This window comes from Pseudoxanthomonas japonensis, assembly GCF_043632995.1.
Lineage (GTDB): Bacteria > Pseudomonadota > Gammaproteobacteria > Xanthomonadales > Xanthomonadaceae > Pseudoxanthomonas_A > Pseudoxanthomonas_A japonensis.
The window spans coordinates 316,685-329,351 of sequence record NZ_CP171632.1 but is presented as its reverse complement, the minus strand read 5'-3'; the positions used below and the strand labels follow the sequence as shown (position 1 = coordinate 329,351).

Sequence of the window (12,667 nt, the reverse complement as noted above, 5' to 3'; positions counted from 1 at the left end):
TGGCGCACCCGTGGCTTGGCCGCACGGATGAGACACTGACGCCCGTGAGCAGACGCCCGCCCAGCATCGACGGACTCGCCGCCAGCACCTTGCAGCTCCCGCCGGGGGCATGGACGACGGTGCTGGACTGTCTGTGCGCGCGGTTTCCCGCCGTACCCCGCGCGCAATGGATCGAGCGGATGGCGCGCGGGCGCGTGCTGGACGACGCCGGCACACCGGTGGCGCCGGATACCGGATACCGCGTCGGCGTCGAGATCCATTACTACCGCGAAGTGGCACACGAGCCGACGATCCCGTTCGACGAGGTCGTCGTGCATGCCGACGCCCATGTGCTGGTGGCCGACAAGCCCCACTTCCTTCCGGTAACGCCCGCCGGCCCCCACGTCCATGAAACCCTGCTGGCGCGCCTGGTCCGACGTATCGGCAACCCCGCGTTGACGCCGCTGCACCGCATCGATCGCGATACGGCGGGACTCGTGCTGTTCTCGACCAATCCGGACAGCCGCGCACGCTACCAGGCATTGTTCCGTGAGCGGAGGATCGAAAAGGTGTACGAGGCGATCGCACCGCCGTTGCCGGACCTTGCGTTTCCGTACACGCATGCCAGCCGCGTGGTCACTGGCGAACCGTTTTTCCGGATGCAGGAAATGCCCGGACCGGCGAACAGCGAGACACGGATCGATGTCATCGCGCGCCAAGAGCGGCGCTGGCACTACGCGCTCACGCCGGTCACTGGACGGAAACACCAGCTGCGCGTGCACATGGCCGCGCTGGGTGCACCGATCGCCAACGACCCGATCTATCCGGCAGCGCGCCACCGCGCCGCAGGCGACTACTCGGCCCCGCTCCAACTGCTCGCCAGGACGCTCAGGTTCATCGACCCCCTCGACGGCACCGAGCGAAACTTCTCGAGCGACTTCCGTCTGCGGACGTAGAGGGAGTGGCACCCGACCCCTTTGCCTGCAACAGCGGACGATCCAGACGAGGAAGGGCCCCTTCCGGGGCCCTTCCGATATCAGCGTCGATGAGGATCAGAACCGGTAGCTCAGACCCAGGTTCACGCCGCGACCGTACCGGTAGTAGCCCTGCGACAGCAGCGGATTGCCGTTGATGCTGTAGGTCTGTGCTTCGTCGAGCAGGTTCCGGCCTTCCAGCGACAGGCTGAAGCGGTCGTTGAAGCGGTACGACACATGCGCGGTCAGCCAGGTGATCGCATCGGCCTGCTCGTTGTAGCCCTCGCCCAGCACGTTGATGGCGGTGACGAAGCCATCGGTGCGGTCGGCGGTGGCGCCCAGCGACCACGGACCCTTCTCGTACATCAGTCCCAGCGAATAGACCGACGGGGCGATGCCTTCCAGCGGACGCTCCTGGTCGCCGACGAAGCTCTTCGACCAGTTGCGCGTGTACTGCGCACGGAAGCCGAAGCCGTTCTCCCAGAAGTGCTGCAGCCCGGCCTCGATGCCGCGGACCTTGGCGTAGTCGCCGTTGATCGGGCGCATCACGTTGAAAAGGGTCGGCTCAGTCCCGATCGGCGTGCCGTCCGGTCGCAGGATGGGGCCGACGCCGATGTCCTGGCCAGGCTCCCAGCTGGTGGTCAGCTGGTTCTCGATGCGCTTGTAGAACACGGCCACGTTGAAGATCGAGTTCTCGCTGAAGTACCACTCCAGCGACACGTCGCCCTGCTTGGCTTCGTACGGCTTCAGGTCGACGTTGCCGCCGTAGATCTGGGTGAACTCGCCCCACGACACGCTCGCGGTGGTGTTGGTCGGTGCCAGCTTGTCGACCGGCGGGCGCGCCATCGTCTTGGCCGCGCCGAGGCGTAGCTGCAGGTCGTCGGTGAAGCGCCAGGTGAAGTTGCCGGCCGGCAGCACGTAGCTGTAGTCGCCGTCCTGGCGGATCGCCGTGGGTTCGGCATAGTTGGCGGTGTAGTTGAACGCGCCGTTCTCGGTGATGCTGAGGATCGGCGCATCCCAGGCTTCCGCGGTGGTCCGCGTCTTGACGAAGCGCACGCCGACGTCGGCGCTCCAGCGCTCGCCGGAGAAGTCCGCCTGCACGTAGGCGGCCTTGGTGTCCTCGCTGACGCGGTAGCTTTCCAGCGGATTCCACTGCGGCGCCGCATTGGCGAAATCGTAGGTGCCGCCGCCGGGGCGCGCGTTGCCGTTGTAGGCCGCCAGCTGGTTGAGGTAGTTCGGCACGTCGAAGGCGAGGAACGTGCGCGGGAAGTCCGCATTCACGCCGCGCATGAAGTTCGGCAGCGTGAACGAGTGCGACAGCACGTTGCCGCCCAGCGCGCCGACGTTGATCGCGTTGTCGCCGGAGTAGTAGTCGGCGCCGCCGTTGAGCGTGTTGTTGATCAGGTCGCGGGTCTTCTTGCGATCCGTGGCGGTGACACCGAAATGCAGGTCGTCCATCGCGAACTTGCCGACGTACCACTCGCCGCCGAGAGTGCCACCGGTGATCTCGTCGACGATGTTGTCGCCGCGCAGTTCCATGTAGTGGGTGTTGAAGTCCGAACCCCCGAACTGCCCGTTGGCCAGGCCGTTCGCCAGCTGGCGGCCGTCGTCGAAGAGGGCGGTGACGTTGGGCACGGCGCCGCCGCTCAGTTCGATGCGGGCGACGTTGGGCTGGTTCATGCGCAGGACCACGTAGGTGTCCTGGCCACCGGAGTAGCGCTTCGAGGTCGAGCGATAGACGTCGCCGGTCAGGGTCAGGTCGTCGCTGACCTTCCACTCGGCGTTGGCGCCGTAAAGATCAGTGTCGACCACCCGGTGCTCGGTCATGTTGAGCAGTTCCGGATTCAGGCGCATTTCCGGATCCGGATTGTCCATCGTGAAGCCGGTGACGATGCCGTTCTGGATCGTCATGTCGGACCAGCGGCCCGGCGCGAACAGCGGGTAGTACGACTGCTGGTAGCCGACCTGCGGCGAGTCCAGGCGCGTCTTCAGCCCGTCCAGCGTCAGCTTGAAGCTGTTGCTGGGGCGCCATTCGATCTTCGCCGACAGCGCGCGGCGCTTCTTCTCTTCCAGGATGGAGCCGACGCGGAACTGGCCGGGCGCGATCAGGCCGTACTCGTCCTCATCCAGCTCGCCGTTGCCGTTGGGATCGATGGCGCCGCCCCAGGTGTTTCCCCACAGCCAGCTTTCGTCGTTCGGATCCGCGTTGCGACTCCAGCCGCCGTCGTTGCCGGCGATGTCGGTGCGGTCCTTGCGCTTGCCGTACACCACGCCGAGCAGCACGCCCAGTGTGTTGTCGGCGAACAGGTTGCTGTAGGTCGCGGAGAACTTGTGCCCGTCGAGTTCGGACATCTGGTTGCGGTCGCCCTCGAGGCGGATCACGCCCTGCTGGCCGTCCTGGTCGAATGGGCTGGCCGAACGCAGGTTGATCAGGCCACCGATCGCGCCCTCGGACAAGGAGGCCTGCGCGCCCTTGACGACGTCGGCGCCGCTGATCACGTCGGCCGGCAGCACGTCGTAGGCGAAGTCGCGGCCCGCGCCGTCGGTGGCGAGGATGCGGCCATTGAAGGTCGTGAGCGTGTACTCCGGGCCCAGGCCGCGCACGCTGACCTTCTGGCCCTCGCCGCCGGCGGTGCGCGAGATGGACACGCCGGTGATATGGCTCAGCGAATCGGCGACGTTGTCGTCGGGGAACTTGCCCAGTTCCAGCGCGCTGATCGAATCCTGGACCGTGCCGGACTCGCGCTTCAGTTCGATGGCACGCGCCATGCTGCCGCGCACGCCGGTGACGACCACGGTATCCAGGGTCGCGGGATCGCCCTGGCTCTCCTGCCCTGCCGGCGCCGGGTCCGCGCTCGCGGCCTCCGCCTGCTGGGCCAACGCGCCGACCGGCACGCTCAGAGCCAGGGCCACACTACAAAAGAGCAAGTTCCGGTGCAGCCGCGCGGTCTTCATGGGTCTCTCCTCAGAAGGTGGCAGTTATGTTACGCAACCAAACGAAACCGAGCCTATAACATGTTTCGTTTTGTATCAATAGCGAAATGTAACGAAATAATCCATACTGATCGCGCTACAAGGAGGTCCCATGTCCGTCACCCGTGATACCAGCCAACGCCGCCTGCAGATCAGCGAGCTCGTGCGCCAGCACGGCAGCGTCCAGGTGGCCACGCTCGCCCGCCGGTTCGGGGTGAGCATGCAGACCGTGCGCAAGGACCTGCGCTACCTGGCCGAGCGCGGCGTGATGGCCCGGGCCTACGGCGGCGCGATCGACAGCAGCGTGGTCGGCACCGGCACGACGCCCAGCAGCGAGCCCCACTACGAAGCCAAGCGCACCTCCCACCTGGACGAGAAGCGTCGCATCGGCCAGCGTGCCGCCGCCCTGGTGAAGGCGGGCGACACCATCGCCATCGACTCCGGCACCACCGCCATCCAGTTGGCCGAGTCGCTGCCGAACATCGACGTGACCGTGGTCACCAACGACTTCGGCGTTCTCGGCGCGCTGGCGCCCAAGAACAACATCAACATCGTCATGCTGGGCGGCGAACTGCGCCGCAAGAACATGGCCTTCTATGGCGGCCTGACCGTCGAGGCGCTGGACGCGCTGCACGTGGACATGCTGTTCCTCGGCGTGGATGGCCTGGACCTGGAGCGCGGCATCACCACGCACTACGAACCGGAAGCCATGCTCAACCGCAAGATGGTGGAAGCGGCGCGCGTGGTGGTCGCGATCACCGACAGTTCCAAGTTCGGCAAGATCTGCCTGCACCGCATCGTGCCGGTCGGCGATCTCGACGTGCTGATCACCGACCGCGGCGCGCCGAACGACATCGTCCAGGCGGCCGAACAGCTCGGCCTCGATCTCATCCTCGCCTAATCGCGCGCGGCAGTGCCGAACACGCGCACCGCATTGCGGTAGTACACCTTGTCGATGACCTCGCGCGGCAGCGCCAGCCCGGGCACGTCGGCATCGAGCGTGTCCACGCGCTGGCTTTCCGCCGTCGCCAGATAGCGCCAGTCCGCGGTCCAGACGTCATGTGCGGAACGGCGGAACTCGGACGGATCGCTGTCGGGATTGACGGTCAGGTCGGTGCCGTACAGCAGGCGATCCTGGTAGCGGATGAAGAACGCGCGCACCTTCCCGCGGTCCCGCAGCGACTGGTACTGCACCTGGCTCATGCGCGCCGCCAGATCGACACTCGCGTCCGGAAAACGATCGAGGAACGCCCCCAGCCGATCGACGTCGTACTCCAGGCTGCCCATGTGCGCGCCGACGAAGCGCAGGCCCGGATGCGCCGCGACGAAGCGGTCGCGGGTGGCGATCTGGTCGTCGTAGCTGGGCTGATCCGGATGCAGGTACATGTGGTACTGCGGATGGTTGCGGAAGTACTCGCGGTCGTTGTCCGTCGTCATCTGCTCCAGCGGCAGCCAGCAGTTGTGCGGCTCGCCCTGGTGGCCGATCAGCACCAGATCCAGCGCGCGCACCTGTTCCGCGACCGGCGACAGCCCGGGATGGTCGAGCATGATCAGGCGGCCGTCGGCGTCCTTCTCGATCATGCCGACGTTCTTCCAGATCTTCACCGCGCGCGCACCCTCGGATTTCGCCTGGGCCAGGCCGGCGTTGACGCGGTCTGCCCAGCCGGGCTGCCCGAAGCCGTCCATCGAGAACGTCGCCGCCCAGTGCAGCCGCGCGGGATCGGCCTTGGCCAGTGCCGTCGCCGCCGCATGCTGGTCGGCGATGCTGGGGAAATCGGGGTAGTCGACGTTGATCGACATCAGTTCGAACCCGTCCTGGCGCGCCTGCTCGAGGAAAGCCGGGTCGTCGACGTTCGCGTGCACATGCGCGTCGAACTTGGGAACGCGTGCGAAATCGTCCATGCCGTAGGAAACCGAAGCCGCCTGTACCGGGCCGCTTGCGGACCCGCCCAGCACGACCGCCAGGACCACCCCCTGCCATACTTTGCGCATACGCCACCTGTGATGTAACGAAACCTGAAACGAAACATATCGCAACAAAAGTGTTGCATCAACCGTCCGGCCTCGCGCACAATCGGTCGCACCTCAACCGGAATGCCGCCCATGCCACCCATTGGTCGCCGCACCGTCTTGAAGCTTGCCGTCGGCAGCGCCGCCCTGGCCGCCCTGCCCTGGACGCCGGGCCGTGCCCTGGCCGCCGGCAGCGCCGCCATGACGGCCCAGGATGCCCTGCTGTCGCTGACGTTCGACCGCGCACTGCGCACCCGTGTCGCCTACAAGGGCAAGACGCTGACGCCGTTCGAGGCCAGTGAAGTGTTGCTGCTGAAGGACGGCAGCGCCATCGATGCCTTTGCGTTCGATGGCGAGGAGCGCCAGCCGGTGACCGATGCACGCCATGGCGCCGGCCTGCGCCACGTCTTCACCGGCGTGTCGAAGCAGGGCATCGAGAAGCAGGTCGCGGTGACTTTCTTCGAACAGTCCCCGGGCCTGGCCCTGATGCAGGTGCGCTACCGCAACACCGGCACGCAACCGGTCGACGTGGCCGGCTGGCGGTCGGCGGCACATGAACTGGCGAATGCGCCGGGCGGCTTCTGGAGCTTCTCCGGCACCACGCACGAAGACCGCCGCGACTGGGTGCAGCCGCTGGGCGACAACTTCGACCAGCGCAACACGCTGGGCATGGACGCGTCGGACTACGGCGGCGGCACGCCGGTCGCCAACGTCTGGCGGCGCGACGTCGGCCTGGCCGTCGGTCATGTCGAGCCGGTGCCGCGCACGCTCGACCTGCCCGTGCGCAAGACCGGCAAGGGCGCGCGCATCGCCGTGGAAGGCGTGCAGGCCATCACCCTCGCGCCCGGCCAGGCGCTGGCCACCGAACGCACGTTCCTGTGCGCGCACACCGGCGATCACTTCGCCCCGCTCGCCCTCTACCGCGACTTCATGAAGGCCGAAGGCATCGCCGCGCCGCAGGCGCCGGCGTCCGCGTTCGAGCCCACCTGGTGCGCGTGGGGCTACGAGCGCGACTTCACCGTCGCGCAGATCCTGGCCACGCTGCCGAAGGTGCGCGAGGTCGGCTTCCAGTGGGCCGTGCTCGACGACGGCTGGCAGACCAACGAAGGCGACTGGCAGATCGACCGGAAGAAGTTTCCGCGCGGCGATGCCGACATGCGCGACTTCGTGAAGGCCGTGCGCGCCCAGGGCCTGCGCCCGCGCCTGTGGCTGGCGCCGCTGGCCGCCGATCCCGGCAGCGAGATCCTCTACAAGCACAGCGACATGCTGCTGCTGGACGAATACGGCTCCTTCCAGAAGGTCAGCTGGTGGAACGCGCTGACCCAGTGCCCCGCCTACCAGCCGACCATCGACTACTACGTGGCGCTGGTGAAGAAGGCCATCGGCGACTGGGGCTTCGAGGGCATCAAGCTGGACGGCCAGCACCTCAACGCGGTCGCTCCCTGCTACAACCCCGCCCACAAGCACGCCAGTCCGACCGACTCCTGCGAGAAACTGCCCGACTTCTGGAACGCGATCTACAAGGCCGCGCACGATGCCAATCCGGATGCGGTGGTCGAACTTTGCCCGTGCGGTACCGCGTTCGCCTTCCACAACCTGCCGGCGACCGACCAGTTCCCGTCGTCGGATCCGCTGTCGTCGTGGCAGGTGCGCAGCAAGGGCAAGAGCGTCAAGGCCCTGATGGGCCGCGGCAGCAGCTATGCCGGCGACCACGTGGAACTGGCCGACGGCCGCGACGATTTCGCCTCCAGCGTCGGCATCGGCGCGGTGATCTCGTCCAAGTTCACCTGGCCGCGCGATACCGAGAACCCGACCGCACCGCTGCCCGAAGGCGGCTACGTCCTGACGCCGGAGAAGGAAGCACTGTGGAAGAAGTGGGTCGCGCTGTACCGCGACCACATGCTGCCGCTGGGCGACTACCGCGGCGAGCTGTACGACATCGGCTTCGACGCGCCCGAGACGCACGCCATCGCCAAGGACGGAGCGATGTACTACGCGTTCTACGCGAAGGACTGGAACGGCACGCTGGAACTGCGCGGACTCGGTGAAGGCCGCTACCGCGTGCGCGACCTGTTCAACGACACCGACCTCGGCAGCGTCGATGCGAAGGCGAACACGCTGCGCGCCGGCTTCACCCGCTTCCTGCTGCTGCAGGCCACGCCGGAGGCGGCCGCATGAGCGCCGTCGACGTGGCGCCGCGTCGCCGCTGGCTGGCCTATGCGCTGACCACCGTCGCGCTGTGGGGCGTGTGGGGCGCACTGGCGGGCCTGTCGGCGCAGCGCGGCTTTCCCGACACGCTGGTGTACTGCGTATGGGCGCTGACGATGGTGCCGCCTGCGCTGTTCATCCTGTGGCGCACCGGCTGGCAACTCGACCGCTCGCCGCGCGCCGTCGCCTATGGCCTGGCGATCGGCCTGCTCGGTGCGGGCGGGCAGATGCTGCTGTTCAAGGCGCTGACGATCGGGCCGGCGTACTTCATCTTCCCGATCATCTCGCTGTCGCCGGTCATCACCATCGTGCTGTCGTTCGCGCTGCTGCGCGAGCGCACCGGCTGGATGGGTGCGCTGGGCATCGTGCTGGCGCTGGTCGCGCTGCCGCTGCTCGACCTGTCGTTCGGCGGCGGTACCCAGGGCCTGGGCTGGTTCGCGCTGGCGCTGATCATCATGGCGGCGTGGGGCATCCAGGCCTATTTCATGAAGCTGGCCAACCACACGGTCAGCGCCGAAAGCATCTTCTTCTACATGATGGTCGGCGCACTGCTGCTGGCGCCGGTGGCGTGGGCGATGACCGACTGGCGCCAGCCGATCAACACCGGCCTGGACGGTCCGTGGATGACCGCCGCGATCCAGGTGCTGAACGCGGTCGGCGCGCTGATGCTGGTCTACGCCTTCCGCTACGGCAAGGCCATCGTGGTCGCACCGCTGACCAATGCCGGCGCACCGCTGGTGACCGCGGTGCTGTCGCTGGTGTTCGCCAGCGTGGTGCCCGGCCCGCTGAAGATGGTCGGCCTGGTGCTGGCCCTGATCGCCTCGCTGCTGCTGGTACTGGAACCCGAACGCCCCGCCCCGCACGACGCCTGACCGGAACGACCGCATGCACGCCCTGCTCGACCTCATCGCGCGCCACAAGCAAGGCCACGCCGTTGGCGTGACCTCGGTGTGCTCCGCGCATCCGATCGTCATCGAGGCGACGTTGCGCCATGCAGCGGAGAACGCATCGCCACTGGTGCTGTTCGAAGCGACCTGCAACCAGGTCAACCAGGACGGCGGTTATACCGGGATGACGCCGGCGGATTTCGTCGCGTTCGTGCACGGCATCGCCGGACAGGTCGGCTTCGATACCGCGCGCATCGCCCTTGGCGGCGACCACCTGGGTCCGAATCCGTGGACCGCGCTCGACGCGGACGCGGCGATGGACAAGGCCGAAGTGATGGTCGCGGCGTATGTCGCGGCCGGCTTCCGCAAGATCCACCTCGACTGTTCGATGGCGTGCGAAGGCGATCCCTCGCCGCTGCCGGAAAGCGAAATCGTCCGTCGCGCCATGCGCTTGTGCCGCGCCGCCGAAGACGCGCATGCGGTCGCCGGCGGCGAAGCGCCGGTCTATGTGATCGGCACCGAAGTGCCGGTGCCCGGCGGCGCCACCGAAGCCATCGAAGGCCTGGAGACCACAACACCGGCCGCGGCGCGCGCGACCATCGAGGCGCATCGCGAAGCCTTCCATGCCGCCGGCCTCGAGCGTGCATGGGAACGCGTCATCGCCTCCGTCGTGCAGCCGGGTGTCGAGTTCGACCACCATGAGGTCATCGACTACGTGCCGGCGAAGGCGAAGGCCCTGAGCGAGGCCATCGTGCCGCTGCCGGGCATGGTCTACGAAGCGCATTCCACCGACTACCAGACCCGCGAGGCATTGCAGGCGCTGGTGCGCGACCACTTCGCCATCCTCAAGGTCGGCCCCGGCCTGACCTTCGCGCTGCGCGAAGCGCTGTGGGCGCTCGACGCCATCGAACGCGACTGGATTGTGCCGGGCAAGCGCGCCAATCTGCGCGACGTTGCGTTGCAACGCATGCGCGAGCAGCCGAAGCACTGGCAGCGGTACTACCACGCGGATGGCGACGCGTTGACGGTCGATCTGCAGTACAGCCTCAGCGACCGCATCCGCTACTACTGGCCCGACCCGGTGATCGAAGACGCGCGTGCGCGCCTGTTCGCCAACCTGCGCGACCAACCGCCGCCGCTGCCGCTGGTCAGCCAACACCTCCCCCATGCATTGCATGCCCTCCGCCACGGCCGCGCGACGCTCGATCCGCAGTCGCTGGCCGTGGCGCACATCAGTGCCGTCCTGGACGACTACCATCATGCCTGCCATCCCCATGAACACCCCTGACCACCTCGGCGTTCCCGAATCCGACCTGCTCGCCGGCGGCGCGCTGTGGACCGCGCGCGAGATCGAGCAGCAGCCTGCGATGCTGGAACGCACGCACGCGCTGCTCGCCGGCCTGCAGGCGCAGATCGACGCGTTCGTCGGTCCCGTCGCGCAGGATCCGCGTGCGCGGGTGATCCTGACCGGCGCGGGCACGTCCGCGTACATCGGGCAGTGCCTGGCGCCGCTGCTCGACCGCCACCTGCCGGCGCGCGTCGATGCGGTGCCGACCACCGACATCGTCAGCGCCCCGCACCTCTACCTCGATCCGGCGCAGCCGCTGCTGCTGGTGTCGTTCGGCCGCTCGGGCAACAGTCCCGAGAGCCTGGCGACCGTCGCGCTGGTCGAGTCCATCGTCCGCGACGTGCGCCACCTCGTGGTCACCTGCAATCCCGAAGGCGCACTCGGTCGTGCCCCCGCACGCCAGCTGCTGACCCTGCAGCTGCCCGAGGAAACGCACGACGCCAGCTTCGCCATGACCTCCAGCTTCAGCTGCATGATGTACGCCACGCTCGCCGCGCTCGTCGGTACGACGCAGCTGGCGCCGCGCATCCAGCCCATCAGCCGCGCGACCGCGCAGGTCATCGACCGTGCCTGTCCGACCACGCAGGCGCTGGCGCTCGCCGGCTACGAGCGGGTCGTCTATCTCGGCAGCGGGGTGATGCAGGGCCTGGCGCGCGAAGCGGCACTCAAGCTGGGTGAGCTCAGCAACGGCGCCATCGCGACCTGCTACGACTCGCCCCTCGGCTTCCGCCACGGCCCCAAGACGTTCCTGCAGGCACGCACGCTGGTTGTCGTCTTCGTCTCCAACGATCCGCTGACGCGCCAGTACGACCACGACCTGATCGATGAACTGCGCGGCGACCGCGTCGCCGGCCGCGTCATCGAGGTCAGCGCGCAGCCGCGCGCCGACGCCGCGGCCGACACCATGGCCGTGCCGCTGCTCGCCGATGCCGCCGACGTCGACCTGCTGTGGCCCTACGTGGCCGTCGCCCAGATGTTCGCCTTCCACGTATCGCGTGCGCTCGGACTGTCTCCCGACAATCCGAACAAGCAGGGCACGGTAAACCGTGTCGTGCAGGGCGTGCGCCTGCATTCCGTGCCATGACACGAGGCCTCTACCTCGGCGTCGACGGCGGCGGCACCAAGACGCGGTTCGCGTTGATGGACGACGAAGGGGTGCTGGTGGGCGAAGCGCAGACCGGCACGACGTACCACCCGGAAGTCGGCCTGGACGGCGTCGGCAGGATCCTGGCCGACGGCATCGCCACCGTGCTGGCGCAGGCCGGCGAGCAGGACACGCACGCCGTCGCGTACGCCTTCTTCGGGCTGCCCGCATACGGCGAGGATACGCAGGCCACCGCGCGCCTGGATGCGATCCCGGCGCAGGCGCTCGGCCACGACCGCTACCGCTGCGACAACGACATGGTGTGCGGCTGGGCCGGCTCGCTGGCCTGCGGCGACGGCATCAACATCGTCGCCGGCACGGGCTCGATCGGCTACGGCCAGCGTCAGGGCGTGGATGCGCGCGGCGGCGGCTGGGGCGAAGCCTTCTCGGATGAAGGCTCGGCCTATTGGATCGCGGTGCAGGGCCTCAACGCCTATTCGAGGATGAGCGACGGACGCCTGCCGAAAGGCCCGCTGCATGCGCTGGTCAACGAACGCCTCGCGCTGGCCACCGACCTGGACCTGTGCGCGCGCATCTACGGCCCCGGCGTCGGCTCGCGCGCCGAGATCGCGCAGCTGTCCCGCATCGTGGCCGAGGCGGCCCGGCAGGGCGACGCCGCCGCCGCCACGATCTACACCCGTGCCGGCGACGAGCTTGCCGGCATCGTCGTCGCCATCCGCGACCGCCTCGCCTTCGACGACGACGAAACCGTCGCCGTGTCGTACTCCGGTGGCGCCTTCAGTGCCGGCGATCTGCTGATGCAGCCCTTCACCGCCGCGCTGCACGCCGCGTCGTCGCAGTTCGAACTGCGCACGCCGCTGCACGAGCCCCACTACGGCGCCGCGCTCTACGCCCGCCTGCTCGCGCACCGGCACGCCGCCGCAGCCTGACGGCCGCCGCCGCCCCTCGTCACCCACGCCTCACCCCGCCATCGCCGTGATGGCAGGGCGGCGATGCCTGCGTGCGCGGCCGGCACGGGCTGCCTGGGGCCCCGGCAAGTCCCGCAGGACCATGGCGCCTCCGTTCGTCCGACGCCTCGCGATGGGGTGGCTGGACGCGGCCGCCCCCGCCTGTCCGGCGCGTGTCCGCTGGGGATGCGTTTCTTCGCATACCACCCCATCGCCCACATCAGGAGCCGCACGCC

9 protein-coding genes are annotated in these 12,667 nt (G+C 68.2%); 7 read left to right on the top strand and 2 right to left on the bottom strand.

Annotated features, from left to right (window positions below; translation table 11 throughout):
- Positions 1-44: 44 nt before the first annotated feature.
- Positions 45-935 carry a pseudouridine synthase gene (locus tag ACGHX3_RS01415; protein WP_394696135.1) on the top strand — a complete coding sequence of 297 codons (891 nt, stop codon included), beginning with the start codon at positions 45-47 and terminating at the stop codon, positions 933-935.
- A 96-nt stretch (positions 936-1,031) separates the two neighbouring features.
- On the opposite strand, the gene ACGHX3_RS01410 is transcribed toward ACGHX3_RS01415, so the two are convergent.
- Positions 1,032-3,908, bottom strand: a complete 2,877-nt coding sequence (locus ACGHX3_RS01410; RefSeq protein WP_394696134.1) for a TonB-dependent receptor — start codon at positions 3,906-3,908, stop codon at positions 1,032-1,034.
- 130 nt (positions 3,909-4,038) lie between these two features.
- On the opposite strand from ACGHX3_RS01410, the gene agaR reads away from it, so the two are divergent.
- On the top strand, positions 4,039-4,827 hold the full coding sequence (gene agaR, locus ACGHX3_RS01405; protein ID WP_213604795.1) for a transcriptional repressor AgaR: 789 nt from the start codon (positions 4,039-4,041) through the stop codon (positions 4,825-4,827).
- On the opposite strand, the gene ACGHX3_RS01400 is transcribed toward agaR, so the two are convergent.
- The gene (locus ACGHX3_RS01400) at positions 4,824-5,828 is read right to left on the bottom strand and encodes an amidohydrolase family protein (protein ID WP_394696133.1); all 1,005 of its coding nucleotides are present in this window, start codon (positions 5,826-5,828) and stop codon (positions 4,824-4,826) included. The genes agaR and ACGHX3_RS01400 overlap by 4 nt on opposite strands.
- 201 nt (positions 5,829-6,029) lie before the next feature.
- Between ACGHX3_RS01400 and ACGHX3_RS01395 the strand changes: the two genes are divergently transcribed.
- Genes ACGHX3_RS01395 through ACGHX3_RS01375 form a run of 5 tightly spaced genes read left to right on the top strand, consistent with a single transcriptional unit; the run spans position 6,030 to position 12,413 of the window.
- Positions 6,030-8,114, top strand: a complete 2,085-nt coding sequence (locus tag ACGHX3_RS01395; RefSeq protein ID WP_394696132.1) for a glycoside hydrolase family 36 protein — start codon at positions 6,030-6,032, stop codon at positions 8,112-8,114.
- Positions 8,111-9,016, top strand: a complete 906-nt coding sequence (locus ACGHX3_RS01390) for a DMT family transporter (RefSeq protein ID WP_313928112.1) — start codon at positions 8,111-8,113, stop codon at positions 9,014-9,016. The genes ACGHX3_RS01395 and ACGHX3_RS01390 overlap by 4 nt, the downstream gene beginning before the upstream one ends.
- Before the next feature lie 13 nt (positions 9,017-9,029).
- Entirely contained in the window at positions 9,030-10,319 is a 1,290-nt protein-coding gene (locus tag ACGHX3_RS01385) for a D-tagatose-bisphosphate aldolase, class II, non-catalytic subunit (RefSeq protein WP_394696131.1), read from the top strand.
- Positions 10,291-11,463 carry an SIS domain-containing protein gene (locus tag ACGHX3_RS01380; RefSeq protein ID WP_394696130.1) on the top strand — a complete coding sequence of 391 codons (1,173 nt, stop codon included), beginning with the start codon at positions 10,291-10,293 and terminating at the stop codon, positions 11,461-11,463. The genes ACGHX3_RS01385 and ACGHX3_RS01380 overlap by 29 nt, the downstream gene beginning before the upstream one ends.
- Positions 11,460-12,413, top strand: coding sequence for an N-acetylglucosamine kinase (locus ACGHX3_RS01375; protein ID WP_394696129.1), 954 nt, complete (start codon positions 11,460-11,462; stop codon positions 12,411-12,413). The genes ACGHX3_RS01380 and ACGHX3_RS01375 overlap by 4 nt, the downstream gene beginning before the upstream one ends.
- The last annotated feature ends 254 nt before the right edge of the window (positions 12,414-12,667 follow it).